General features: G+C 41.3%; 26 protein-coding genes and 1 riboswitch. Of the genes, 13 read left to right on the top strand and 13 right to left on the bottom strand.

What is annotated here, in order from left to right; genetic code table 11:
- Window positions 1-52: 52 nt before the first annotated feature.
- Entirely contained in the window at window positions 53-961 is a 909-nt protein-coding gene (gene yvcK, locus ACWPW6_RS13880) for a uridine diphosphate-N-acetylglucosamine-binding protein YvcK (RefSeq protein ID WP_154624710.1), read from the bottom strand.
- Window positions 962-1507: 546 nt separating this feature from the next.
- A riboswitch (molybdenum cofactor riboswitch) is annotated at window positions 1508-1648 on the top strand.
- Here yvcK and moaA point away from each other — a divergent pair.
- The 5 genes from moaA to ACWPW6_RS13855 all read left to right on the top strand — a co-directional run bounded on the left by moaA (window position 1638) and on the right by ACWPW6_RS13855 (window position 4665).
- On the top strand, window positions 1638-2618 hold the full coding sequence (gene moaA, locus ACWPW6_RS13875) for a GTP 3',8-cyclase MoaA (protein WP_154624711.1): 981 nt from the start codon (window positions 1638-1640) through the stop codon (window positions 2616-2618). It overlaps the preceding riboswitch by 11 nt.
- Window positions 2619-2646: 28 nt before the next feature.
- The gene (gene moaC, locus ACWPW6_RS13870; RefSeq protein WP_154624712.1) at window positions 2647-3126 is read left to right on the top strand and encodes a cyclic pyranopterin monophosphate synthase MoaC; all 480 of its coding nucleotides are present in this window, start codon (window positions 2647-2649) and stop codon (window positions 3124-3126) included.
- On the top strand, window positions 3123-3368 hold the full coding sequence (moaD, locus tag ACWPW6_RS13865; RefSeq protein WP_249999202.1) for a molybdopterin synthase sulfur carrier subunit: 246 nt from the start codon (window positions 3123-3125) through the stop codon (window positions 3366-3368). Before moaC ends, moaD begins: the two co-directional genes overlap by 4 nt.
- Before the next feature lies 1 nt (window position 3369).
- On the top strand, window positions 3370-3822 hold the full coding sequence (gene moaE / locus ACWPW6_RS13860; RefSeq protein ID WP_249999201.1) for a molybdopterin synthase catalytic subunit MoaE: 453 nt from the start codon (window positions 3370-3372) through the stop codon (window positions 3820-3822).
- A 135-nt stretch (window positions 3823-3957) separates the two neighbouring features.
- Window positions 3958-4665, top strand: a complete 708-nt coding sequence (locus ACWPW6_RS13855; protein WP_154624715.1) for a Bax inhibitor-1/YccA family protein — start codon at window positions 3958-3960, stop codon at window positions 4663-4665.
- A 134-nt stretch (window positions 4666-4799) separates the two neighbouring features.
- On the opposite strand, the gene ACWPW6_RS13850 is transcribed toward ACWPW6_RS13855, so the two are convergent.
- From ACWPW6_RS13850 to cecR, 5 genes are all read right to left on the bottom strand, one after another.
- Entirely contained in the window at window positions 4800-5906 is a 1107-nt protein-coding gene (locus ACWPW6_RS13850; protein WP_154624716.1) for an ABC transporter permease, read from the bottom strand.
- A 12-nt stretch (window positions 5907-5918) separates the two neighbouring features.
- Window positions 5919-7058, bottom strand: coding sequence for an ABC transporter permease (locus ACWPW6_RS13845; RefSeq protein ID WP_249999199.1), 1140 nt, complete (start codon window positions 7056-7058; stop codon window positions 5919-5921).
- A complete protein-coding gene (locus tag ACWPW6_RS13840; protein WP_154624718.1) occupies window positions 7055-8797 on the bottom strand; it encodes an ATP-binding cassette domain-containing protein in 1743 nt (580 codons plus the stop codon). Before ACWPW6_RS13840 ends, ACWPW6_RS13845 begins: the two co-directional genes overlap by 4 nt.
- A gap of 12 nt (window positions 8798-8809) precedes the next feature.
- Window positions 8810-9802 carry a secretion protein HlyD gene (hlyD, locus tag ACWPW6_RS13835; protein WP_249999197.1) on the bottom strand — a complete coding sequence of 331 codons (993 nt, stop codon included), beginning with the start codon at window positions 9800-9802 and terminating at the stop codon, window positions 8810-8812.
- Between the two features lie 82 nt (window positions 9803-9884).
- Entirely contained in the window at window positions 9885-10571 is a 687-nt protein-coding gene (gene cecR, locus ACWPW6_RS13830; RefSeq protein WP_154624720.1) for a transcriptional regulator CecR, read from the bottom strand.
- A 292-nt stretch (window positions 10572-10863) separates the two neighbouring features.
- Here cecR and rhlE point away from each other — a divergent pair, with 292 nt between their 5' ends.
- From rhlE to ACWPW6_RS13815, 3 genes are all read left to right on the top strand, one after another.
- The gene (gene rhlE / locus ACWPW6_RS13825; protein ID WP_163862722.1) at window positions 10864-12201 is read left to right on the top strand and encodes an ATP-dependent RNA helicase RhlE; all 1338 of its coding nucleotides are present in this window, start codon (window positions 10864-10866) and stop codon (window positions 12199-12201) included.
- Window positions 12201-13157: a tRNA dihydrouridine(16) synthase DusC gene (dusC, locus tag ACWPW6_RS13820; RefSeq protein ID WP_154621977.1), complete on the top strand. Its 957-nt coding sequence runs from the start codon at window positions 12201-12203 to the stop codon at window positions 13155-13157. Before rhlE ends, dusC begins: the two co-directional genes overlap by 1 nt.
- 182 nt (window positions 13158-13339) lie before the next feature.
- Complete coding sequence (locus ACWPW6_RS13815) at window positions 13340-13588, top strand: GlsB/YeaQ/YmgE family stress response membrane protein (RefSeq protein WP_154621979.1); 249 nt, start codon at window positions 13340-13342, stop codon at window positions 13586-13588.
- Between the two features lie 194 nt (window positions 13589-13782).
- On the opposite strand, the gene sseA is transcribed toward ACWPW6_RS13815, so the two are convergent.
- Together sseA and ACWPW6_RS13805 are read right to left on the bottom strand one after the other, a co-directional pair.
- Window positions 13783-14625, bottom strand: coding sequence for a 3-mercaptopyruvate sulfurtransferase (gene sseA, locus ACWPW6_RS13810; protein WP_249999195.1), 843 nt, complete (start codon window positions 14623-14625; stop codon window positions 13783-13785).
- Window positions 14626-14652: 27 nt separating this feature from the next.
- Window positions 14653-14814: a hypothetical protein gene (locus ACWPW6_RS13805; RefSeq protein WP_167520925.1), complete on the bottom strand. Its 162-nt coding sequence runs from the start codon at window positions 14812-14814 to the stop codon at window positions 14653-14655.
- 242 nt (window positions 14815-15056) lie between these two features.
- Here ACWPW6_RS13805 and dinG point away from each other — a divergent pair, with 242 nt between their 5' ends.
- On the top strand, window positions 15057-17174 hold the full coding sequence (gene dinG / locus ACWPW6_RS13800) for an ATP-dependent DNA helicase DinG (protein WP_154621975.1): 2118 nt from the start codon (window positions 15057-15059) through the stop codon (window positions 17172-17174).
- Between the two features lie 101 nt (window positions 17175-17275).
- Here dinG and dps read toward each other — a convergent pair whose 3' ends face one another.
- Both dps and rhtA read right to left on the bottom strand, forming a co-directional pair.
- Window positions 17276-17779 (bottom strand): DNA starvation/stationary phase protection protein Dps, encoded by a 504-nt coding sequence (gene dps / locus ACWPW6_RS13795; RefSeq protein WP_154621974.1) that lies wholly within the window; start codon window positions 17777-17779, stop codon window positions 17276-17278.
- 290 nt (window positions 17780-18069) lie between these two features.
- Window positions 18070-18957, bottom strand: a complete 888-nt coding sequence (gene rhtA, locus ACWPW6_RS13790) for a threonine/homoserine exporter RhtA (protein WP_154622687.1) — start codon at window positions 18955-18957, stop codon at window positions 18070-18072.
- 342 nt (window positions 18958-19299) lie between these two features.
- Between rhtA and ACWPW6_RS13785 the strand changes: the two genes are divergently transcribed.
- The 3 genes from ACWPW6_RS13785 (at window position 19300) to ACWPW6_RS13775 (ending at window position 22304) form a co-directional block, all read left to right on the top strand.
- A complete protein-coding gene (locus tag ACWPW6_RS13785; RefSeq protein ID WP_154622688.1) occupies window positions 19300-19875 on the top strand; it encodes an LOG family protein in 576 nt (191 codons plus the stop codon).
- Between the two features lie 18 nt (window positions 19876-19893).
- Window positions 19894-20352 carry a GNAT family N-acetyltransferase gene (locus ACWPW6_RS13780; RefSeq protein ID WP_154622689.1) on the top strand — a complete coding sequence of 153 codons (459 nt, stop codon included), beginning with the start codon at window positions 19894-19896 and terminating at the stop codon, window positions 20350-20352.
- 353 nt (window positions 20353-20705) lie between these two features.
- On the top strand, window positions 20706-22304 hold the full coding sequence (locus ACWPW6_RS13775) for an ABC-F family ATPase (RefSeq protein ID WP_163862717.1): 1599 nt from the start codon (window positions 20706-20708) through the stop codon (window positions 22302-22304).
- 74 nt (window positions 22305-22378) lie between these two features.
- On the opposite strand, the gene ACWPW6_RS13770 is transcribed toward ACWPW6_RS13775, so the two are convergent.
- The 3 genes from ACWPW6_RS13770 to moeA form a co-directional block, all read right to left on the bottom strand.
- Window positions 22379-22714, bottom strand: coding sequence for a zinc ribbon domain-containing protein YjdM (locus ACWPW6_RS13770; protein WP_249999193.1), 336 nt, complete (start codon window positions 22712-22714; stop codon window positions 22379-22381).
- Between the two features lie 170 nt (window positions 22715-22884).
- Window positions 22885-23643: a molybdopterin-synthase adenylyltransferase MoeB gene (gene moeB / locus ACWPW6_RS13765; protein ID WP_154622691.1), complete on the bottom strand. Its 759-nt coding sequence runs from the start codon at window positions 23641-23643 to the stop codon at window positions 22885-22887.
- Entirely contained in the window at window positions 23643-24884 is a 1242-nt protein-coding gene (gene moeA / locus ACWPW6_RS13760) for a molybdopterin molybdotransferase MoeA (protein ID WP_249999191.1), read from the bottom strand. The genes moeB and moeA overlap by 1 nt, the downstream gene beginning before the upstream one ends.
- A gap of 247 nt (window positions 24885-25131) precedes the next feature.
- Here moeA and ACWPW6_RS13755 point away from each other — a divergent pair, with 247 nt between their 5' ends.
- On the top strand, window positions 25132-26301 hold the full coding sequence (locus ACWPW6_RS13755; protein ID WP_163862709.1) for a YbfB/YjiJ family MFS transporter: 1170 nt from the start codon (window positions 25132-25134) through the stop codon (window positions 26299-26301).
- The last annotated feature ends 193 nt before the right edge of the window (window positions 26302-26494 follow it).

Below are 26494 nucleotides of genomic sequence, written 5' to 3'. Positions count from 1 at the left end.
TGGTTAACTTCAAAGCGTTTGAGTGGCAAATTGTCGACGGCTATACGAATGATTAAAGTAGTTGTACTGTTTCTTCAATCGCTTGCAAAAGCAATTTGCGGTCGTGACGATAAGGGATATCGTCGGCTTCTAACACACGCTGTGTTACTAAACGTTCATGGCGAATAGGTTCAATATTGGTTCTTGGGCCAACGATGACGGCATTAATTTTTTGGCAGCCAATATGTTGTTCCATCATCAGTAACTTTTCTTTTAAGGTTAGACTGGCAGCCGAGGTACTGAGTTCTTTACCAAGGTTGCCAATATAAATCATAGGGGCTTTACATTCACGTAATGCATCGGTGATGTCATCAAGCAGCAATAAGGGCATTAGGCTAGTAAAGAAGCTGCCTGGGCCGATTAAAATCAAGTCAGATTGGTGAATTGCTTCAACCGCTTCTGCGGTGGCTTTGACTCTGGGGTATAAACGTAGCTCTTGAGGCAATTCAACTAAAGCATCAACATTCACTTCGCCATAGACTTCATTCCCCATATCATCTATTGCCATCAAATCCACAGGGGATTCAGACATAGGAATGAGTTTTGCATCCACTTTTAGCATATTGCGGATCAAATTGATGGCATCAAGGGGGCGAACACTGAGGTGATCTAATGACTTTAACATTAGGTTTCCTAAATTATGTCCAGAGAGTTCACCATTCCCACTAAAGCGATATTCGAACATAGCTGAGGCAATTGAAGGTTCTGTGATTAATTGGTTGAGACAGTTACGCATATCTCCCCAAGCGATGCCGCCTTCTGCTCGACGGATACGACCAGTCGACCCACCGTTATCGGTAGTGGTAACAATGCCCGTTAATCGAGAACCTAAAGATGAGAGAGAAGACATTACACGACCAAGCCCATGTCCGCCCCCAAGAGCGACAACATGCCTAAAATCAGTCAGACTACTATTCGGCATAGTGTTCCTATATCAGTTATTTTCCAGCGCCATGGCTATTATACAGTGTTCTCGTTAGTGAGATGTAATTTAAACGAAAAACGGCGCGATTTGTCACGTTTAACACAAAACCGCGTTAATCTATCACAAAACCCTAGTTTGGGTTCATTTATCATCATTATTCACAGTAAAAATTTAAAATTATGATGAGTTAAAAATTAATTATCTCATCGGGTTATTTGTGATAATCAAGAAAGGATCAATAATTGTGTTAAACCTAAATTCAGATTGCTCTTAATTAACTAAAAAAACGATAATTGAAGTGATTTTCTTATCATCTTCAAATCTTTTCAAAATGTTCAAAATACATTTACCCACATACGTCATGACATTAAATTTATATTGGATTAACAAATGCATAACTAAATGCTAAGTCGTTGTATAATATATTATATATCGAAATTCAAATTCGCTTTTTGCTTTTATTTACGCTAAAATCCCTACATATAATAAGTGAACAAAGTAAACAATGTTGAGAGCTCATTCGCCACGTTAACTTGATTCGCTTATAGATAAAAACTCCTAGCCTTTGTGTCTAAGTTCGCGCTAACGAATATGATGCTTTGGCCGTGGTCTTTGAACCACCAGGGTGCAAGATAGAAATGTCTGCATCTCCCGTATTTGGAAAGGTGTCATTATGCAGCAGCTTGTCGATCAATTTGCTCGGAAATTTTACTATCTCCGCCTATCTATTACTGATGTGTGCAACTTTCGTTGTACCTATTGTCTCCCTGATGGTTACAAACCTAGTGGTCGCCACGAGTTCCTTTCGCTGAGTGAAATTCAGCGTGTTAGCCGTGCTTTTGCTGAATTAGGAACAGAAAAAGTCCGTATCACAGGTGGTGAGCCGACGATGCGTAAAGACTTTACCGATATTATCGCTGCGATAAACGAAAATAAATCAATAAAGAAAATTGCGGTTACCACCAATGGCTATCGTATGGCGCGTGATGTGCAGCAATGGAAAGAGGCGGGGCTTGGTGCGATTAATGTCAGTGTCGACAGCTTAGATCCTCGTCAATTTGCGGCCATTACAGGCCAAGACAAATTTTATCAAGTCATGCAAGGCATTGATGCAGCCTTTGACGCTGGTTTTAAGCAAGTCAAAGTCAATGCGGTGTTGATGAAAAACGTCAACGATATCGCACTCAAATCATTTTTAAATTGGATTAAGCATCGTCCTATTCAATTGCGTTTCATTGAATTAATGGAAACGGGGGAAGGCAGTGATCTTTTTAACCGTTACCATATTTCGGGAGAAACGATTCGTGACCGCCTTATTGAAGAAGGTTGGTACAGTGTACCCCGTGCACGGAGCGATGGTCCCGCACAAGTATTTAGCCACCCTGATTACCTAGGGGAAATTGGCCTTATCATGCCTTATGAAAAAGATTTCTGCCAAAGTTGTAACCGCTTACGCGTTTCTTCATTGGGAAATCTTCATCTGTGTTTATTTGGTGAGAATGGCATACCACTACGTGATTTGCTCAGCGATGACAACCAAAATGAAGCACTGAAAGCACGTATTCAAAGTGGATTACAATTCAAGCGAGAAACCCATTTCTTGCATATGGGCGACAGCGGCATTACCCCTAATTTATCGGTAATTGGCGGCTAACCCATTTTTGATTTTTTCAGGAGAAAATATGTCACAACTGACTCACATCAATGCGTCGGGTGAAGCGCATATGGTGGATGTTTCTGCAAAAGCGGAAACAGTCCGTGAAGCGAAGGCGGAGGCTTTTGTTACCATGAATGCAGACACCTTATCCATGATTATTGAAGGAAGTCATCATAAAGGTGATGTTTTTGCAACAGCCCGCATCGCAGGGATCCAAGCAGCCAAAAAAACATGGGAATTGATCCCGCTATGCCATCCTTTGTTACTCACCAAAGTGGAAGTAACTCTCCAAGCTTTACCTGAAACAAATCAAGTACGTATTGAATCTTGCTGCCGTTTGACAGGGAAAACGGGGGTGGAAATGGAGGCACTAACGGCAGCGTCTGTTGCGGCTTTAACCATCTATGATATGTGTAAAGCGGTGCAAAAAGACATGGTTATTGGCCCGGTTCGTTTATTGGAAAAAACAGGCGGCAAATCAGGTCATTTTAAGGTGGATGCATGATTAAAGTCCTTTTTTTTGCTCAGGTGCGTGAATTAGTTGGTACAGATTGCCTTGAGTTATCAGAATATTATCCAACTGTTGAAGCGCTACGCCAATCCCTATCTGAACGTGGTGATCGCTGGGCACTCGCGTTAGAGGATGGTAAGTTGCTATCGGCGGTAAACCAATCTTTTGTTGCCACAGATCATCCTTTGAACGACGGTGATGAAGTGGCTTTTTTCCCTCCAGTGACAGGGGGATAAGATGAAAAATACCCATATTGCCGTTAAAACAGAAAATTTCAGCGTGGGTGAGCAATACCAATGGCTTGCAGAGTGTGATAGCGACGGAGCAGTGGTCACCTTTACTGGTAAAGTGAGAAATCACAATTTAGGCGACAGTGTTGCGGCATTAACACTTGAACACTATCCCGGAATGACGGAAAAAGCGTTAACCCAGATAGTAGTAGAAGCACGAAAACGTTGGGAATTACAACGCGTTAGTGTGATCCATCGTGTGGGAACTTTACAACCGGGTGAAGAAATTGTTTTTGTTGGTGTCACTAGCGCTCATCGTGCAGCCGCATTCCAAGCTGCTGAATTTATAATGGATTATTTGAAAACCAAAGCCCCATTTTGGAAGAAAGAAACGTTGCCTAATAATGAACGTTGGGTTGAGGCAAAAGAGAGTGATGAGGCCAGTGCAGAGCGCTGGTAATCATCTGGATTTCTTATTGAGTTTTGAGTTTGTTGAATGTTAATGTCAATAAATTGTGATAAACTTTGCAAGATATTGTCTGGCTACGGCACATTGCTGTGGTCGTTTCTTACTAATGTATGAAGGGTAACCATCATGGATCGATTCGATCAACGTAATGATTCTCTTGTCCAGCGCAGCAGTGCCACCATTCAGACATTTATGTCTCAGGTGTATGGATGGATGACCGTTGGCCTGTTACTGACGGCTTTTGTCGCTTGGTACACGTTGGGTCTTTTACTCGAAGGTAAAATAATGCTAAGCCAAGGTCTTATTATCGGCTTAGTTGTTGTTCAGTTTGGTCTCGTACTTGGCTTATCATTCCTACTACCAAAAATGAGTGGAATGGTTGCAACGGGCATGTTTATGCTCTACTCAATGCTAACGGGCGTGACACTTTCTGTGATCCTTGCGGTATATACGCAAGAGTCAGTTGTCGGTACCTTTATTATCACAGCGGTGATGTTTGGGGCACTTAGCTTCTATGGCTATACCACTAAACGCAGCTTATCGGGTATGGGTAACTTCCTGTTTATGGCATTGATAGGCTTGATCGTAGCATCACTGGTTAATATCTGGATGCAAAGCTCTGCAATGTACTGGGTGATTACTTATGCGGGTGTGTTAATTTTCGCTGGTTTAACCGCATATGACACTCAAAAGCTGAAAGAAATGGGTGCACAAATTGATGTCGAAGATAAAGAAAATATGCGTAAATTCGCTATTTTAGGTGCATTGAACCTGTATCTGGACTTCATCAACCTGTTCTTGATGTTACTCCGTATTTTCGGAGACCGTCGCTAATTTAGCGGTTTTGCGTATCGTGGTTAGCTGATACGTGAATAGATAAAGTAAAAGAACATAAACCCTTGTTATGGTTTAACCAACAAGGGTTTTTTATTGCTTGTCGATCATAAAAAACAAGTGAATGAGAGCATCTAAGCTATTTTCTTGCGAAATAGATAATACGCAATGGAGCTGGTTATCACCGATATGAAGAGTAACGGCCATAAACTGTGCCAAATAATATTGAAATCAGCATCTTTGAGGTAAATTTGTTTGGTTATTTCCGTAAAGTGGCGAATCGGATTTACCCAAGTGATATCTTGTAGCCATACAGGCATGTTTTCTACTGGAGAGATATAGCCCGATAGCAAAACAGCGGGCATCATAAAGACAAATACGCCAATGAAAGCTTGCTGCTGTGTTGAGCATAATGCTGAAATTAACAAGCCAAACCCTACCAAAGATAAGCCATAGAAAATCATGGTCGCATAAAAAAGAGGGAGGGAGCCTGCAAAAGGTATTTGATAGCAAAAGATACCAATCACTAAGACTAATGTAGCTTGTGCTGTTGCGATAATCAGCGCAGGAACCGCTTTACCGATAAAAATTTGCCAAGTGGTAAGGGGTGAGACAAGTAATTGATCGAGAGTGCCTTGCTCTGCTTCACGGGCAATCGATAGCGAGGTAACAATTAACACCCCAATAGTAGTAATTAACGCAACCAATGATGGCACAATAAACCATTTGTAATCGAGATTGGGGTTATACCAGTTGCGTACTATTAACTCACTATTATTGGCTAAAGGTTTTCCCGCAGTCAGTTCATGTTGATACTGCTGAACAATTTGTTGGATATAATTAGCCGCAATTTGTGCACTATTAGAATTACGGCCATCAAGCAGCAACATCATATTGGCAGTATGTTGGCTATCTATGTCTCCACTAAAATTCTGCCCAAAGCGTACGACTAACAAGCTTTCACGGTTATCCAGTGTTTCACGAATCTCATGTTCATTTTTAAGTAATAGAACCTTTGAGAAGGCCTCCGCCTTAGCCAAGCGTTGAGTCAGCTCTATGGCGTGTTGACCACCATCTTGGTCAAAAATCGCAATGGTTGTATTGGTTACCTCTAATGTTGCCGCAAGCGGAAATAAGATCATTTGGAAAATAACCGGCATGATCAAAATGATCCGTGTTTGCTTTTCTTGTAATAAAGATTGCAACTCTTTCATGATCAAGGTGTATAAGCGATAAAACATAGCAAATCCTTATCAATCAAGGCGTCGGCGCGTTTTCCATGCCGTTAAACCAATAAATAAAATGGCGGAAGCAATAAGTAGCAGTAAGTCGGTGAGTAAAACAATATAGATATCACCGGCTAAAAATAGCGTCTGTAGACTACTGACAAAATAGCGCGCTGGAATAAAGTAGGTCACGATTTGAATAACTATAGGCATACTTGATATTTCAAAAATAAAGCCTGATAGCATGATTGCTGGTAAAAATGCCGCATTTAAGGCAACCATAGCGGCATTAAATTGGTTACGGGTGATCGTTGAGATCAGTAAGCCCATCCCCAGCGCCGTCGCTAAATAGAGGCTCGTGATCAAAAACAGGACTAGGAGGGAACCTCGATAAGGGACATCTAGCACCAAGGTCGTGACGACCATACAGAGGATCATCACAAAAGAGCCAAGAATCTGATAGGGTAATAGTTTCGACAGCAATAGCTCGGTACGAGTAATTTGCGTAGAAAGTAAGGCTTCCATTGTGCCTCGTTCCCACTCTCGAGCTACAACTAATGAGGTTAAAATCGCGCCGACAACGGTCATGATAATACTGATTGCACCGGGTATAATAAAATGCTGGCTAATCGCTGCTTCGTTGAACCAGTAACGCATATTTAGATCAATAAGTGGTTCTGTTGAATAGCCTTTATTTTCACCTTGTTGCACTAACCATGTATGCCAAACACCTTTCGTGTAGGCCTGCACAAAGTTGGCGGTATTGGGTTCACTGCCGTCGGTAATCACTTGTATGGCGGCATGTCCTTCAGGCCGTAATAGCTGTTGTGAAAAATCAACGGGAACTACAACGATGCCGCGGATTTCTCCTGCTTGCATTTTATCAATCAATAATTGTCGGTTATCACTCACTGTGGCATCAATAAAAGGAGAGCCTGTGAAAGTATCAACCAGCTCTCTCGCTTCATGGCTTTGTTGATCCATTAATATGCCAATTCGTAATTGGCTTGAATCTAAATTTATGCCGTAGCCAAAGATAAATAGCAGCATCAATGGGATGACGACAGCGATTAATGCACTGCTTGGATCGCGCACAATCTGTTTGCTTTCTTTAATGCATAATGCTTTGAGTCTACGCCAAGAAAAATGAGACGCATTAGCGGTCATTGTTCCTCCTGCTGTTTATCATAGTCGAGTATCAGCTCAATAAAGGCATCTTCCATTGAAGGGTTCGGGTTCGCTTCTGTGGCAACTTGTTGTTTTAAGGCATCAGGGGTACCTGCTGCAATAATTTTGCCACGATACACTAACCCAATTCGATCACAGTATTCCGCTTCATCCATGAAATGGGTTGTGACCATGACGGTGACTCCTTTATCTACCATTCCATTGATATGTAACCAAAATTCACGCCGAGTGAGAGGGTCAACACCTGAAGTTGGTTCATCAAGAAATAAAATATCAGGCTCATGCATCAATGAACAAGCCAGTGCCAGTCGTTGCTTAAAACCAAGTGGTAGAGAATCTGTTATTTGATGCAGTATGGGGGTAAAATTAAAAGCTTCAACCATTTCAGCGATTTTTTGAACTTGATGTTTGCCATGTAGGCCATAAACCCCTGAAAAAAATTTCAGATTTTGTCCGACCTTTAAATTGCTATAGAGAGAAAACTTTTGGGCCATATAGCCTAAGTGTTGTCGTGCCTTATCTGAGCTAGTTTTTAAATCCATCCCTAAGACCAAAGCTTGCCCTTCCGTGGGTTTCATTAACCCACACATCATTTTAAAAGTGGTTGATTTTCCTGCGCCATTAGGGCCGAGTAAGCCAAAGATTTCGCCGCGTTTTACTTGGAAATTCACCGTGTCCGTTGCAGCAAAGTCACCAAATTTTTTGGTAAGGTTACGTGCTTCAATAACGGTTTCACTGGGGTTTGCAGGAATTTGAGGCATGATAGCCGCTAGCTCTGAGCGATGAGATGGCCCTCCACCCAATAAATCAATAAAGGCATCTTCGAAACGAGGCTCTGCTTCAACAAGTTTACCATTAGGTATATTCAAGCCTTGTAATAGTGATTCTTTAGATGCGTTTTCTTTTAAAATCAAACGAATGTATCGACCTTGAATAACCCCATCGGTCGTTTCAGGAAGTACAAGGGCATCTTGTAAAACGGTGCGTTTATCTTCGGCAGGAACCTCTAATAAATATGAGCGCCCGACCATTTTTTGGGTCAGTGTTTGTGGTTGTCCTGAAAAAAGTAGCTTACCTTGGTTTAGTAATAAAACATTTTTGCATTGCTGGGCTTCATCAAGATAGGACGTACTCCATAGGATCAACATGCCCTCATCAGCTAAGGTATGAACCATCTGCCACAATTCCCGCCGTGCTATCGGGTCGACTCCCACTCCGGGTTCATCCAAAAGAAGCACTTTAGGTTTACCTATCAGTGTGCAGGCTAATCCCAATTTTTGCTTCATTCCACCTGATAATTTCCCCGCTAGCCTATGAGTAAAACGGGTTAAATCGGTAAAGCTGAGTAGTTGTTGATAGGTTTTTTGGCGCTCTTCTCCAATAACGCCACGTAAATCAGCATATAAATCGAGGTTTTCTTGGACGGTTAAATCTTCATATAAACCAAACTTCTGTGGCATATATCCCAAGTTAGCATGAACTTGTACACTATCCGCGATAGGATCTAACCCCATTAGGCTGATTGAGCCAGAATCTGGTTTTAATAAACCAGCAAGCATTCTCATCAGCGTCGTTTTTCCTGCTCCATCAGGACCAACTAACCCAGTGACTGAACCGCCATAGATTTCAGTGGTTAAGCGTTCTACTGCCGGCGAATCCAGTCCTATAAATGTCTTTTCGACCTCTTGAAGACGAATATGATAATCTGATTCACTCATCATACACTCTTATTACTGCTCTTGAGGGAAACGAATAGTGACAGGCATTCCTTGACGTAAAGCATCATCAGGATTGCTGACAATAATACGTAATCGATACACAAGGTCAGTGCGTAGTTCAGGCGTTTGGACGCTTTTCGGCGTAAATTCAGCGGTTGGTGAGACAAAGCCAATGGTGCCATGGTAAGGCGCATCAGGGCGGCTATCTGTGTAGAGTAAAACTTCTTTGCCGGGAACGGCCATACCCAAATTGGGCTCATTCACATAAGCTCTAGCCCAAACAGGGCTTGTTAGAGTGACACTAAAGACGGTATTCCCAGCCCCGACAATAGTGCCTGGTTCGATTGCTCGAGTAAGAATGGTGCCATCGGAAGGGGCTGTCAAAATGGTATCTTGTAAATCTAATTCGGCTTGTGCAACAGCCGCTTCCGCTTGTAACCATTCACCACGAGCGGCTTCTATTTCCTCTTTACGGAATCCACTCTGATATTGATTCAATTTATCTTGTGCTGCTTTCAAGGCTGCAAGAGCTTGATTACGATTCGTTTTAGCATTATCCAATTCATTGGCGGAGATAACGTGGGATGCTGCTAACCCTTTTTGACGTTGATAAAAACTTTCTGCGTATTGCCATGCAGCTTGTTTTTGCGCGACTTCCGCTTCAACTTGTGCAACTTCTTGAGTTCGATAACCTTTTTCCTTCATGGCTAGTTGCGCTTTGGCACTATCCCTGATCCCTTTAGCTTTATTCAACGCATTGATATAAGGAGCTTTATCAAGCTCCCCGAGTGTTTGACCTTGGGTAACGCGCGCGCCTTCATCAACATTCAAAGACGCGAGCTTCCCACCTACACGAAAGCCTAGATTAACGGTTCGTAAGTCAATATTGCCATATAAGGTTAATGTTTTATCTTGTTGTGATTGATACCAATAATAGCCACCAGCCGCGATCCCGATTACTATGACAATAAGAATAAAAAAGACAGAACGACGTTTACTGTTCATAATTAACCTTATTTCGTGTAAATATTGTGATTTAAAAGAGATAGAACAATAATCTATAACCAATTTTTATAGATTAATCATATCACTTTTTACCTTCTTTGCGATGGCGTAAACCTTCTAATAATATATTGGTGTGCTCTATCAGTACCTGATTGATAATTTTATACTCCTCTTCATTAATGTGTTTCCAGCCTGTTTGCCGAAGGAGTGTCTCTCTTGCGATACGGAATGAGAGCGTTTCCCCCAAAATGGCATGGGTCTGAATTAACGTGGTTAATTTGTTCGGATCGGAGCCTATATAGATAGCAATAAGCCGATTCAATTTAGTGTAAATAGGACCTAGAGCCTGTTCATGGATAATCGTATAAGCTTCAGTGGGATTGAGCTGTTCTCTAGCAAGTATCCGTGAAAAGCTAAGGTTCTTTTTTTCTAATTGGAAGTAGTTGTAACCTACTAAGATTTTTTGCAAATGCGTAATGGCTTCATCAGGCGAGGGTGCCGGTTGACGAAGGTAAGTATCTATTTCTGAAATATTTTCACTAAAATTTTCTTTTATTGTATCTGCAATCAATTGTGCTACAGCTAGGTATAGACCCTCTTTTGAACCAAAGTAATACGAAATAGCAGCAATATTTTGGCCTGAAACCTGAGCAATTTTGCGGGTTGTTGCTCCATCCAGACCTAATTCACCATAGACATCAGCAGCCGAATATAACAACTGCACTTTGGCGTTTTCTCCTCTATGAGTTGATGGTGTATTTATGGTCATGAAATTTCCTTAAACAGTTAAAATTAAATATTAACTTAACTAGCGCTATGCAGCTTTTTGCTTTCCGCACTGACGGAAAACGATATATTGCAGTGTGTAATAGTTATATATACTATATTCAAGTAATTTTGTATTAATTTATTTTATAAACTAAATTAATATACTTATTAGGAACAAATAATGTTACAATTTTTGCAATAGCACGGCAGTTTGCACCTTTATCCTTCTACATGATCCTTCCCCTCGAACTGCCTCTGATTATTCAGAGTGGTGAAGCCCGGAGTAATTTAAGTTGACTAGTTTTTCAGACCTCGCATTAAACGAGGAAATTCTGCTTGCCATCAATGAGTTAGGCTATGAATCACCGACGCCAATTCAGCAGCAAGCTATCCCGGCAGTTCTTGCTGGCCATGACTTATTAGCAAGCGCCCAGACAGGAACGGGAAAAACCGCGGGCTTCACGTTACCTATTTTGCAGAAATTGATCTCCACTCCCCGGACAGGGAAAGATCGTAAACCCATTCGAGCATTGATTTTGACGCCTACCCGTGAATTGGCTGCTCAAGTTGCTGAAAATGTTAAAGAATATAGCCGCCATTTGAAGGTTCGCTCCTTTGTGGTCTTTGGAGGGGTCAGCATTAACCCTCAAATGATGAAATTACGTGGTGGTGTTGAAATCTTGATTGCGACACCCGGACGTTTACTCGATTTAGAACATCAAAATGCGGTTAATTTATCCCAAGTTGAAATTTTTGTTCTTGATGAAGCTGACCGCATGTTGGATATGGGATTTATTCATGATATTCGCCGTGTTATCAATAAATTGCCTAAGAAACGCCAAAATTTGCTGTTTTCAGCGACGTTCTCTGATGAAATTAAACAGCTAGCGAATAAGCTATTAGATAACCCAATTACTATTGAAGTCGCTCCCCGTAATTCAGCCTCTGAACAAGTCACCCAATTTGTGCATCATGTTGATAAAAAACGTAAAGCGGAACTTTTATCCTACATGATCGGTCGTGATAATTGGCAACAGGTGCTCGTGTTTACGCGTACAAAACATGGCGCGAACCGACTTGCTGAGCATCTTAATAAAGATGGAATAAAAGCCGCTGCAATCCATGGAAACAAAAGCCAAGGTGCACGTACACGCGCCCTAGCAGACTTTAAATCAGGTGACATACGTGTCTTAGTGGCTACAGACATTGCTGCGCGTGGTTTGGATATCGAACAGCTTCCTTACGTCGTTAACTTCGAACTGCCTAATGTGGCGGAAGACTATGTTCACCGTATTGGTCGTACAGGACGAGCAGAAGCAACGGGAATGGCGGTATCACTAGTTTGTGTGGATGAAGTTAAGTTATTAAAAGATATAGAAAAATTATTGAAAAAATCCATCCCCGTTATGGCGATTGATGGTTATGAGCCCGACCCTTCAATTAAGCCTGAACCTATTCAGAAAGGCCCTCAGCGCAATAATGAGAGACGTAGCGGTAGCGGTAAGCGCCATACCACGTCTGCGAAGCCTCGCCGTGAACGCACCGAGAATACGAAAAGTAAGCCGGCAACTTCTGGTTCACCGTGGAAAAAATCACAAAAGAAAGTGCGTCAGGGGCATGGTGAAGGTTAATGCGTGTTGTTCTGGCTCCAATGGAAGGCGTTCTCGATTCTCTGGTACGTTCGCTACTCAGTGAGGTCAATGATTATGACCTCTGTATTACCGAGTTTGTGCGTGTTGTCGATACTCTACTTCCTGCGAAAACGTTTTATCGATTATGCCCAGAATTACGTCATGGGAGTCGTACACCGTCGGGAACATTAGTACGCGTACAACTATTGGGCCAGCATCCTCAATGGCTCGCGGAAAACGCGGCTAGAGCGGTTTCTTTAGGTTCATGGGGGGTTGATCTTAATTGTGGATGTCCCTCTAAAACGGTCAATGGGCATGGTGGCGGAGCGACATTACTGAAGCAGCCTGAATTGATCTACCGTGCAGCGAAAGCTATGCGTGAGGCTGTTCCAAAGGAGCTCCCTGTGTCTGTTAAAGTAAGATTAGGTTGGGATAGTAGCCAGCTTTGCTATGAAATTGCCGATGCAGTTGAACAGGCAGGCGCGACAGAGCTCACAGTACATGGGCGAACCAAGGAAGATGGCTATCGAGCCGAGAAAATTAATTGGCAAGCTATTGGTGATATTCGTCAGCGTTTATCGATCCCCGTTATTGCTAATGGCGAAATTTGGGATTATGAAAGCGCTCAACGCTGCCTTGAAATGACAGGCTGTGATGCCATTATGATTGGCCGAGGTGCCTTGAATACGCCGAATCTTAGCCATGTGGTGAAAGCGAACCAGCCTAAAATGCCTTGGGAACAAGTTGGGAAGCTACTCTTAAAGTACACTGAGTTAGAGAAACAGGGAGATACAGGGCATTACCACGCTGCTCGTATCAAACAGTGGTTAGGTTATTTACGTAAAGAATATGAGCAGGCCAACCTATTATTCTCACATATTAGAGCACTAAAAACTGCTAATCAGATCGCAGAAATAATCGAAAAAGAAGTTAAACAAACATTAAATAAAAGTTAAATTGTTTAAAATTTAATCATTCAATTGTATTTTATTTGCCAAAATAGCGTATTAGATCTTTACTTAAATTGGTTAATCATTTTTAAGTCATGTTAAATTGGGTTTAAATTGTTTGTCATAGAATGGCAAACTCACAGGATTAAACTCTATTTTACCGTGTTTAATTTGTATGGAGGTCTATGATGGGAGTTATTTCTTGGGTTATTTTTGGTCTTATTGCAGGTATTTTGGCGAAGTGGATCATGCCAGGAACCTACCAAATCGGTTTTGTCATGACGACCGTACTCGGAATTGTTGGGGCCGTCGTTGGTGGATATATCAGTACTTTCTTTGGCAAAGGTAAGGTAGATGGTTTCAACTTTGGCAGCTTTGTGGTTGCCGTGATCGGTGCGATAGTCGTGCTATTTTTAGCTGGAATATTTGCTAAATAACCTGATACCCAATCAGAATGAACCTTAAAATAAACCACCGTTAATTAGGTGGTTTATTTTTATGGAAATCGTCATGCTGATACTGTAGATATCTTGGCTCACTCAATTATGGCTGATGAGTTCCCAAGATTTCAGCTAACACTCCCTTATGTGAGTTAAGTCGCTTTATATGCAAGGGAGTGATAGCACAGTGACTAAGGTTCTATCGGTAAGCCGTTATCTTGCCCCCATTCAGCCCATGAGCCATCGTACAGGCTAACATTGGTATTACCTAATAGTGTTAATGCCATTAAGACGACGGCGGCGGTCATACCTGAGCCACAAGTTGTGACTGAAGGGGCATGAATATCAATGCCTTGTTTAGCAAACAGCGCTTTCAGTTCTGTTTCTGATTTAAACTCACCCTTGTCGACTAACAGATCCCAAGGCATATTTTTACTACCAGGGATATGCCCCATGCGTAGACCCGGACGAGGTTCAGGGGCTTGCGCTAAAAAGCGTGCGGCGGCACGGGCATCAATAATCTGTACTTGCTTTTGCTCTTCTACTAGTTCAAGGACTTGAGATTGATTTAAAACATTTTCACGCTGGCATTTGGCCGTGTAGGTTTGCGGTGTCGGAGGGATAACTTCTCCTGTCTGAGTTTCAAAACCTGCCGCTTTCCATGCATCAATGCCACCAGCTAGAATTTTGACATTTTTGTGGCCCATCGTTGTAAATGTCCACCACGCGCGAGGCGCAGAGAATAAATTATTCTGAGCGTAAATGATTACTTGAGTATCATTATTTATTCCCATTTTACCGACGGCCTGACTAAATGTAGTTTCATCTGGCAGCATATGTGGCAGGGCAATACGCGTATCTGCCACTTCATCTTGATTAAAGAATTGGGCATGAGGAATGTGTTCTTCTAACCAACGCTGCCGACAATCATAAGGCGCGGTTGGAGGGGGAGATGAAGCATCTAGTACGATAAGGTTAGTATCTGACAGGTGGTCATGTAACCAGTGAGGTGTGACAAAATAAGCGTCATACATAAATTATCTTCATCCTGAATGTAAATATTATTGAGCCTGATTAACCGCAGGAATAATAGAAGGTTGCTGTGGTTGACTGTGTTCAATAGGTGTCGTTGAACGTGTATAAATATTCATGCCCGCTAAAACAATCCCACCAACGGAACCGAATGCACATAGCGCGAAGAGAGCGATAACAACCTTTTTCATTTTTTATAGCCTGAGTTGAAGAAGTAGACCCAAAGTATAACTCGATGAGTGTTGCAGACAAGTTAAATACTCTTTTTTGTGCGGATGAATGGGGAATTTGCCAACCTGTTCCCAATTTTGTGGCATAATGGTTTTTTAAACAGTAGTTTTTGCAAAGCACATCGTAAATACTTTCTGATAACGTCTGGTTTATTAACCACATTGGTTATTCTACACCTTCTAATGTAAACAGCAGTGAGCCTATGTCTCTGTCAAATAAAATTAAAGAACATATAACCCAATGGTATAAAGGGTTATCACACCATATTGACGGGTTCGTTTCCCGCGCACCACAGCGCCAAATGATTGCTGAAGTTGCAAAAAATTTGTCTGATGAAGAAGGGCGACATTTGGTGATTGAGGCACCAACAGGAGTAGGCAAAACACTCTCTTATTTAATACCCGGTATTGCTGTTGGGCGTGAAGAAGGCAAAATATTAGTCGTCAGCACGGCGAATGTCGCGTTACAGGATCAAATTTTCAGTAAAGACTTACCATTACTCAGTAAAATAATTCCCGACCTTAAGTATACAGGCGCTTTTGGTCGAGCACGTTATGTATGTCCTCGCAATTTAGAGGCAATTTGTGCAGCTGAAGGCGAACAAATTGACTTAATGTTGTTAGTCGAAGATAAAGCTGAAATAGCCAATAGTGAAGAAAGAGCGATTTGTCAGCAGCTACGTAATGACTTTCATAGCTTTGCATGGGATGGGTTGAGGGATCACCATAAACGAGCATTTAGTGATAGCTTATGGCGAAAGGTGAGTACTGATAAAATGAATTGCTTAGGTCGCAATTGCCAATTTTATCAGCGCTGTCCATTTTTTATTGCCCGCCGAGAAATTGAAGATGCGGATGTCGTGGTGGCAAACCATGCCTTAGTGATGGCAGCGATGGAAAGTGAATCTGTATTGCCTGAACCTAAAAAGTTGCTTTTGGTACTTGATGAAGGTCATCATGTGCCTGATGTTGCGAGAGATGCATTAGAAGTAGAAGGTGAAATCACCCTTGTTCAATTAACTGCGCAAGTGGATAACTTTATTCATAATGTAGGGCAGTATGTTGCTCAGTTTAGCCCGGCTAAACCACCGAAGTTAGCGAATCCCGAACGATTGCATCAACATGCAGAAAAATTAAGGGCGGCATTTCGTGATTTTTCACTATTAACAAATGCTTTATTGCCAGAAACCTCGAAGGACAGTGAATATTTATTTCCGTTGGGACAGTTACCTGAGGCAATGCAATTATGCTGTCAGGATTTATTCAAATTAACAGATGCCCTTAAAGGCTTATCTGAAGCGATTTTAAATGATTTAACCGAACAGACAGCGAAACAAGATATTGTTCGCCTACATCGCGCTATTTTATCAACTAGCAGAGCGTTAGGTTATTTTGAAAATATGGCAAAATTGTGGCGTTTAGCGACTCTTGAGCAAACATCAGGCGCTCCGGTATCTAAATGGCTTAGTCGTCGTTATGAGAAAAATCAGTCTCGTTTATTTATGCACTGTGCTGGTATTCGAGTGAGTGAACAACTTCAGCAACTGTTATGGCGCAATGTGCCACATATTGTGGTGACCTCTGCAACGTTACGTTCACTCAACAGTTACGCGCGTTTTCAAGAGTTGAGTGGGTTATCAGAAAAAAGTGATGATCGTTTTGTCACTTTATCGTCTCCTTTTAATCATGTTGAACAGGGAAAATTAGTTATTCCTCAAATGAAATATGAGCCAACTATCGCGACCGAAGAGCAACATTTAGCGGAGATGGCAACCTATTTTCGCCATGAATTAGAGAAAGGAACGCATCGAGGGATGTTGGTGCTATTTAGTAGCCAACGCGCTATGGACGGTTTTTTAGAACATGTGAAAGATTTGCGTTTACAATTATTAGTACAGGGGGATCAACCTCGTTACCGATTAGTGGAAACGCACTGTGAACGCATCGATAAAGGTTTAGTTAGCGTATTAATTGGCTTGCAATCATTCGCTGAGGGGCTTGATTTAAAAGGCGAATATTTAACTCAGGTGCATATTCATAAAATTGCATTTCCACCTGTAACGAACCCAGTCATTATCACAGAGGGGGAGTGGCTAAAATCGCTTAAGCGTTATCCTTTTGAAGTTCAAAGTTTACCGAGTGCTTCTTTTAATCTAATTCAGCAAGCTGGCCGCTTGATCCGTAGTCATGAATGCTACGGTGAAATTATTATTTATGATAAACGGTTAATCACCAAAAATTATGGCAAGCGGTTATTGAATGCGCTACCCGTTTTTCCTATTGAACAGCCTCAAATGCCAATAAATAAACAGGTCACATGAAGTGAACTAAAAATTGAAGGGGTTTAATAACCAATAGGGATGAAAAAGGCCACACCATGGTGTGGCCAAGGGGCAGTCAAGGTTGACTATTGTTATCGACATTACTCAATATTGGCTTCTAAGAACCATAGGAATTTATCAAGGTCACGTGATGCTGCTGTAAACATATCCGCAGTGTCTTCATCTTCGACTTCATCAATAGCCTTACGGATATCATTAGCAACAACAGCATAGCGATCGGCTAGTGCTTTGAGGTGATCCTGCACATCATGGATATCAATTGGATATGCCTCTAACGAAGTAAACTTATTCACTTGCTGAGTGGTCCCAATAGCGACTCCGCCAAGTTGAACTGCACGTTCTGCAAATTCATCAAGGTGCTCAACTAAAGAGGCACGGAAACCATCAAGCATTTCATGTACAGCAATGAAATTACGACCACGCATATTCCAGTGTGCTTGTTTTGTCATTAAAGATAGATCGGTGAAATGAACCACCATGACATTCAACATATCAATAGTTTCTAATTTGACACTATCTTCAACATCATTGCGGGTATATAAAAGGTTTGCTTGAGGTGCTTTAACTAATTTAGCTGTACTCATAATTTTCCCCTTATAAGTCTTTAATTTATCAGTATCCTGTTTCTGTTAAATAATATAAAACAACAGAGTCAGTTTGTCATAATGCTATATTCTATTACTTTGATAGGTAAAATTGATAACGAATTACAAGTGAATTAATTATTGCTAAATAATAATATAGGATTAATAAGGTAATATTTCAATGACGTTAAAGAAAATTTACAATAAATAAGGTTAATAAAGAAAGTTATTTTAACTTTATTAACCTTGAATAAGATAAAAATAATAAAAGAAATTCAAACGTTATATATTTAAGTGACTTCTTCTATTTTAGTTTTTGGACGCGCAGTAGATGTTGAACCAATAGATGCACATACTATACATAATAGCGCTAACCATTGGGTTGCAGTTAAATGCTCCTGAAGAAAGATAATGCCTAGGAATGCGCCCATACAGGGTTCTAAGCTCATCAGGGTACCAAAGGTTCTTGCTGGAAGCCGCGTTAGGGCGATCATTTCAAGAGTATAAGGAAATGCAGTTGATAAAACAGCAACCGCTAATGCCAATGGTAAAATAGCGGGATCAAACATGGCTTCAACACCAGTTTGCATTAATCCAATCGGGAAAAAAATCAACGCGGAAATAAATGAACCAATAGCGACAGTTGCAGCACCATAACCCGCGCCGGCACGTTGACCAAAAATAATATAAATGCCCCAACACACGCCAGCACCGAGCGCATATAAAGCACCAATCGGATCAAGGGCATTAATATTATCACCAATAGGTAATAAAAATAGCAAGCCAACGATAACCAATGCTATCCAAAGGAAATCAATAGGGCGGCGAGATGAAAACATAGCAACGGCAAGTGGACCAGTAAATTCGAGTGCAACCGCGATCCCTAATGGAATTCGTTCTAAAGAGAGATAGAACAAATAGTTCATGGTTCCCAAAGAAAGGCCATATGTGAGCAGAGGAACAAGGGAGTTGCGTCTAAATTTCAATCGCCAAGGCTTAAAAATAACAAATAAAATAACGGTCGCAAGCAATAGGCGTAGCCCAGTTACCCCCGGAGCACCGATAACAGGAAATAATGTTTTAGCTAGAGATGCACCGCTCTGAATTGAGGTCATTGCAAGCAACAACAACCCTACAGGTAACAGAGGAAAAGCGCTCTTTTTAGTATCGGCAGACATGAATAATTAAACCTCAGAAATACGTTATCAAGCCTATAAAATGCTTGGCTATTCTTAAATATGAATAATTTTGCGACAAAAGGAAAAACACATAGCTTAGCAATAAGATGGACGTAATTATGGCATAAATTCAACATAGATAATATGTGTTTATAAAATATAAAGCACAATAATACATGACATTTAATGTTTGTCTTGTTAACCCGATACCGACTAAAGTATAGACTAAATTTGGGCAATAATTTATATGCGACTTTATGGCTTTATACAATGTGTATTGAGGTTATCTTTATGTGACGTATAATTATTTTTCAATAAAAACACAATAATAATGAGGACAAAATGAAAAAAATTAACAGTATCGCGGTATATTGTGGGTCAAGCATGGGGGCGAATGAGGTTTATCGGCAGCAGGCTATTCAATTTGCTGAAGAAATGGTCAAACGTAATATTACTTTAGTCTATGGTGGTGCTAGCGTAGGCATTATGGGAACAGTGGCTGACACCATTTTATCTTTAGGCGGAAAAGCCATTGGCGTTATTCCTTCATTACTTGAAGAACGTGAAATTTCACATAAAAACCTCACTGAATTATATAAAGTTGAAACAATGCACCAGCGTAAAAATAAAATGATAGAGCTAGCTGATGGTTTCGTTGCTTTACCCGGAGGATATGGCACGCTTGAGGAATTTAGTGAGGTATTTACTTGGAGCCAAATTGGTTTACATACCAAACCTTGCGGCCTGTTCAATATTAATAACTATTGGCAACCATTAATCGATATGACCAATAAAATGGCAGATGAGGCTTTTTTGCAGGAAAAATATCGTCACATGGCGATTGTTGAAACTTCTCCAGCGGCATTATTTGATCGCTTTGAGAGCTATATCGCGCCATCAATAAAAACATATAGCTAACTTATTAAGAGGGGATTTATGATCCGATGTGCGGTTAAACAAGACCTTGAAGCAGTGCTTTCCCTATACGAGCTATTATTTTCAGAGATGGCGAATTTAGACAGTGAAAGAATGCAACCAGCAAAACAAGCTAGAGAGTTTGTCGAACATGCCATTAGTGATGAAAAATTTCAGTTGCTGGTGGCAGAGCATGATGGAAAAGTTAAAGGTTTTTGCCTCGCTCAACAACAATCGGCATCTCCCTATAACTGTATGGTTCCTAGAGATTTTTGTTATATCTTTGACCTTGTCGTTGCTCCAGAATTAAGAAGTCAAAAAATGGGGCATCAATTTCTTGAGCATATGAAAATATGGGCGAAAGAACGCAATTTAAGTCATTTAGAACTTTCTGTATTATCACAAAATCATCAAGCTATTAAGTTTTATGAAAGAGAAGGGTTAACAGAAATCACTCGTACCATGGGAATTAAGCTATAAAAGCCCATTGATGGCCTAATAATAAATATTGGGCCATCACGATATTATCAATATATTCTATTTTTTATTGCGATTATATTCCGTTGTCTTAACGAAGAATATTTTTATTTAGAACTTAAAGTTCATTATACAACTTTTTAATACCATTCATTATATCGTCATAATAGCAATAATTAGTATTGATGTATAAGCCCATAACCGATTCATGTTTATCTCATTTGATTATAGACAGAGCAGGTGGATGACTATTGATCTCGGTGGCGCAATCAGTACAAGATCTAAGCGAACGAATGTGGCATAATGCGCCGCTATTTGGTTGGGTATCCTCGACATCATAAATTAAAGGCATAGAAGTGTTACAGACAAGCAATATCACTATGCAGTTCGGCAGTAAGCCGCTGTTTGAAAATATTTCCGTTAAATTCGGAACAGGAAACCGTTATGGTTTAATCGGCGCAAATGGCGCCGGTAAATCGACATTTATGAAGATATTAGGGGGCGATCTTATACCAACTGCGGGAAATGTAAGTACCACAGACCCTAATGAGCGCATTGGTAAGCTTCGCCAAGATCAATTTGCCTTTGAAGAATACACGGTACTGGATACTGTGATTATGGGGCACGTTGAGCTATGGAATGTAAAACAAGAACGCGACCGTATTTATGCCCTCCCAGAAATGAGTGAAGAGGATGGTTATCGCGTTGCAGACCTTGAAGTCGCTTACGGTGAAATGGATGGCTACAGTGCGGAAGCTCGTGCGGGTGAGCTGCTGCTTGGTGTTGGTATTCCTGTCGAGCAGCATTACGGCCCAATGAGTGAAGTTGCTCCTGGTTGGAAATTGCGGGTACTTTTGGCTCAAGCACTGTTCTCTGATCCCGATATTTTGTTACTCGATGAACCAACCAACAACCTTGATATCGATACTATTCGTTGGTTAGAGCAAGTATTGAACGACCGTAACTGTACGATGGTGATTATTTCCCATGATAGGCACTTCCTGAATACAGTTTGCACCCATATGGCCGACTTAGATTATGGTGAGCTGCGTTTGTTCACGGGTAACTATGATGAGTATATGATTGCCGCAACACAAGCAAGAGAGCGCTTACTTGCCGATAATGCGAAGAAAAAAGCGCAAATTGCCGAATTGCAATCATTTGTGAGTCGCTTCAGCGCTAATGCCTCTAAATCAAAACAAGCAACTTCTCGTGCACGCCAAATTGATAAAATTCAATTGGAAGAAGTTAAAGCCTCTAGTCGCCAAAACCCATTCATACGTTTTGAACAAGAGAAAAAATTGTTCCGAAATGCATTGGAACTTGAAGCTGTGACCAACGGTTATGAGCAATCCTCTCTATTCAAAAATGTGAGCTTATTGCTAGAAGTTGGTGAAAAAATGGCGGTTATCGGTGCGAACGGTATTGGTAAAACGACATTTTTGAAAACACTGGTAGGTGAGTTACCACCTAAAAGTGGTACAGTAAAATGGTCTGAAAATAGCTCTATCGGCTATTATGCTCAGGATCATGCCGAGGATTTTAATACTGATTTAACCGTTTTTGATTGGATGAGCCAATGGAAAAACGAAGGGGATGATGAACAAGCCGTCCGCAGTATTTTAGGTCGTTTACTGTTCTCTCAAGATGATATTAAGAAAAAGGTTTCTGTTTTATCGGGTGGTGAACAAGGCCGTATGTTATTTGGTAAGCTCATGATGCAACAACCAAATATCTTAATTATGGATGAGCCAACCAACCACTTAGATATGGAATCGATCGAATCCTTAAACCTTGCGTTAGAACTCTATAAAGGAACATTGATTTTTGTTTCTCACGACCGTGAGTTTGTCAGTTCATTAGCAAGTCGTATCTTAGAAATTAAGGAAGATAAAGTGATTGATTTCAAAGGCACTTATGATGAATATTTGAAGAGCCAAGGTGTTGTTGAATAAACTGACTATGGTTTATAAATGATTGAAAAAAGACCTAGCTTAGCTAGGTCTTAGTTTTTAACAAAATAAGTTAATTAGTTCTTTTTCACAAATTCAGATTTTAGCTTCATTTGGCCGAATCCATCAATTTTACAATCAATATTGTGGTCGCCTTCGACTAAGCGGATACCTTTTACACGAGTACCAATTTTTAGCATTGATGAGCTGCCTTTCACTTTTAGATCTTTAATGACAGTGACAGTATCGCCATCTGCTAATAGATTTCCGTTCGCATCTTTAACGACCAACTCATCGCTTTCTTCAACAGGCTCGGCATCATTCCATTCATGCGCACACTCAGGGCAGATATACATATTGTTATCAGTATAGGTGTATTCAGACTGACATTTCGGGCAAGGAGGGAATTGCATATTAAATACTCTCAGTAACTTATTTAGTGATGTAAAGTGATGACTGATTATCCATGCCAGCCAACACGAAAGGGGATAGTATAAGGTTAAAGCAAAAATAATTTATTTTTTAGGATTATTCTTAATTTGGGCGGCATTTGAATAACCGCCACATATCATCGACAAAAATGTTATTGCTGAGAGCACACTTCACAATGGGCGTCTTTGGTGAGTTTAAATTGGCGGAACTCCATCGTCATCGCATCAAAGAATAACACCTTACCCGTATTCACTTTCCCATATTGCGTGAGCAGTTTGATGGTTTCCATCGCTTCCAGTGTACCAATCGTTCCGACTAATGGAGCCATTACACCTGCCTCTACACAGGTTAGACTATTTTCACCAAATAAGCGGCTCAAGCAGTGGTAACAAGGGGTGTCATCTTCATAGGTAAAAACTGACAATTGTCCTTCCATGCGAATAGCAGCACCTGACACCAGCGGTTTTTTTTGTTGGAAACATAGACGATTTAATTGTTCACGAATAGCGACATTATCGGTGCAATCAAGTATTACATGATGTGTTGTGATTAATTCATTTAGTTGCACATCATCCAACTGTGCATTGATCGTCTCAATACAAATATGTGGATTGATCGCTGTTAATTGAGCTTTAGCGGAATCCACTTTAGGTTGGCCAATCGTCGCATCACGGTGCAAGGTTTGCCGCTGTAAATTAGACAGTGAAACGGTATCGAAATCGACTAAGGTGAGTTGACCGACACCCGCAGCCGCTAAGTATTGTGTGGCTGCGCAACCTAAACCACCGAGACCAATGACCAGCACTTTGCTGGCCTTGAGTTTCTCCTGACCGTCAAAATCAAATCCACGCAAAATGATTTGACGGTTATAGCGTAACATTTCTTGATCGGTAAGCTCTTGCACTGTCATTATTCACTTTTGAGTAGGTCATTGAACATTTCGACATCAACGATTTCGCCTGCGGCGACATGTCCTCGTTCCCTTTCTAAGACGATAAAGCAGTTGGCTAAACTAAAGGAACTAAACACATGAGAGCCTTGATGTCCTGTTGTTGCAACTTGCAGCAGCCCATGTTCATTGACGCTTAGGATCCCACGTTGAAAATCCAGACGGCCGGGGCTTTTTTTCAATGGCGTAGTCACAGGAACTTTAAATTTCATTGGCGCTTGCCACTGGCTATTTCCAGAAAGGCGAGCAATTAACGGCTGTACGAGTTGATAAAAGGTAAGTGCCGCGGAGACAGGGTTACCTGGTAATCCACAAAACCACGCTGAATGGAGTTTACCAAAGGCAAATGGCTTGCCGGGTTTTATGGCGAGTTTCCAGAAGCCGATTTCTCCTAGCTCCTCTAAAATGTGTTTCGTGTAATCAGCTTCCCCCACGGAGACACCGCCACTACTAATCACTAAGTCAGCTTGGCTATCGGCATCAATAAAGGTTTGTTTAAGTTTTTCAGGGGAATCAGGAATAACACCTAAGTCGATAATTTCACAATTGAGTTTTTCGAGCATCAAGCGGACAGTAAAGCGGTTAGTGTCGTAGATTTGCCCCTCTTGCAACGGTTGACCAACTGCTTGCAGCTCATCTCCTGTAGAAAATAGTGCAACTTTTAGACGGCGATGTACATTGACCGTTGCAATGCCCAAAGACGCGATAAGGGGTAATTGGGCTGTGGATAGCAGCGTGCCGCTAGGGAGTACGCAACTTCCTTTGGCGATATCTTCGCCTGCTCGGCGGATATTGCTACCTTGTTTGACAGTACCTGCAAATAAGATCCCTTGAGCTGTCTCTTCCGTCTCTTCTTGCATGACGACAGTATCGACACCTTGTGGAATGGGTGCGCCAGTCATAATGCGAACACAGCTACCGTGGGGAAGCTCCCCTTGCATTGGTTGGCCTGCGAATGATTTTCCTGCTACAGGCATAGGGGTTTTACCATCCCACTCTGCGAAACGAAGACCGTAGCCATCCATTGCAGAATTATCAAATGGGGGAACATTCATTGGTGAGATGATGTCAGCTGCGGTGATGCGTTGGGCCGATTCTGTGAGCGGAATGGATTCTGAGCTAGTCACAGCTTGTGTTTGAGAAAGAATTTTTTCTAGTGCTTGCTCAAGAGAGATCAATCCCGCGGTATGACACATGTCCATTATTACCCCTATATTTCTGCTTTGCCATTGAGGCTTAAAATACTGTCGTACTGCTTATTATGGCAGAGATATTGCGATGGGTGAATGAATAGAAATTGATTCAGAATAGCTTTTGATTGGATTTCGTAGGAAAAACCACACAGAAAACAGTCTGCTATTAGGCATAAACAAAATTGTTTTTTTGTGAATGCTATGTTAAACCAGTAATCAAATTAATTATTGCATTTGAGATGAAACAAAGGATTTTATGGCTGTAGCGCAGAAACATCCCCATTCAAGCCGTAGCGCTAGTGCTTTTCATATTGCTTTTAGCGGATTTCTTTCATTAATTGTCGTGATGGGAATAGGGCGTTTTACGCTCACGCCTCAAGTTCCGTTAATGATTGAAGAGCATCAGCTAACCCTCTCTACCGCCAGTGTCGTTGCTGCATTTAATTATCTAGGATATTTATTGGGTTCATTTGATGCGATGCGAGCTCGTCAGCATATTGAAGTCCGTATGTGGTTGGGGATATGGGGAGCAGTTGCGATCACATTAATATCATCACTTCTTGGTGATGTCATACTTCATAGCCTCGCGCGTTTTGTTATTGGCTGGGCGAGTGGCATGTCATTAGTGTTGGTCGTTGCTTGGGCGAATGAAAATTTAGCGAGGTTAAATCGTCCAGCGTTAAGTGTCGCGGTGTTTGCGGGGACAGGAGCAGGCATATTTATTAGCGGTATGTTCGCCGTTGCGATTCAAGATTGGCAATTATCTGCCAGCCAAGGTTGGTTGATTTATGGTGTGTTGGCCCTTATTTTTAGCTTGTATATCAGTCGTTATATTCCTCGAACGGGTCAATGGCATCGTCCAGCAGGAGACGTGAAAAAGCTGCATCTTACGCCGGAAATTAAGCGCTTGGTATGGAGTTATGGATTAGCTGGATTTGGCTATATATTACCTGCGACCTTTTTGTCGCAAATGGCTTCCCAGCGCTTTCCTGATAGCCTATTTGCCCAGTTTGTTTGGCCCGTTTTTGGTGCGTCAGCTGTACTTGGTATTCTTATCGCCATGCTATTAAGGACGGTATCTACAACGCAAAATCGTTTAGCCATCACGTTATGGTTACAAGGGGTTGGCATTCTCATTGCGGAAGTGATTTCAGGTATTTCGGGATTAGTGATGGCCGCGATATTGATTGGTGGTGGCTTTATGTGTGCTGTACAGCTATCAATGCAATTAGGTCGTGAATTAGCCCCCGAACATAATCGCTTTATGGCTGGATTACTTACTACTTTTTATGCCATAGGTCAATTAGTGGGCCCAACACTGTCCTTCATTTCTACTTTGCTAACAGGAAAACTGGAACCTGCACTGTATACCGCATTTATGGCTTTGTGTATTGCCGGTGGGTTAGTTTATCGCCGTTCTAGATAAAGACTATAGCGGTAAATATGTTATTTATTAGAGAAATAATAATATAGCCGTTAAAGAATTCGACGGTGTATCATGATGAAATAAATATTGGTTCATGCAAATATTTCATATGAACCATGGCGGTAATGCTGGATTATCGATACATGCTGTTTTAGAGTACGGCGCACACCTGCGTTTTTATAAAAAATCGTTA

It is taken from the genome of Providencia sp. Marseille-Q8014 (genome assembly GCF_965112055.1).
The sequence above is the reverse complement of the archived record's forward strand: the minus strand, read 5'-3'. Positions and strand labels throughout refer to the sequence as shown.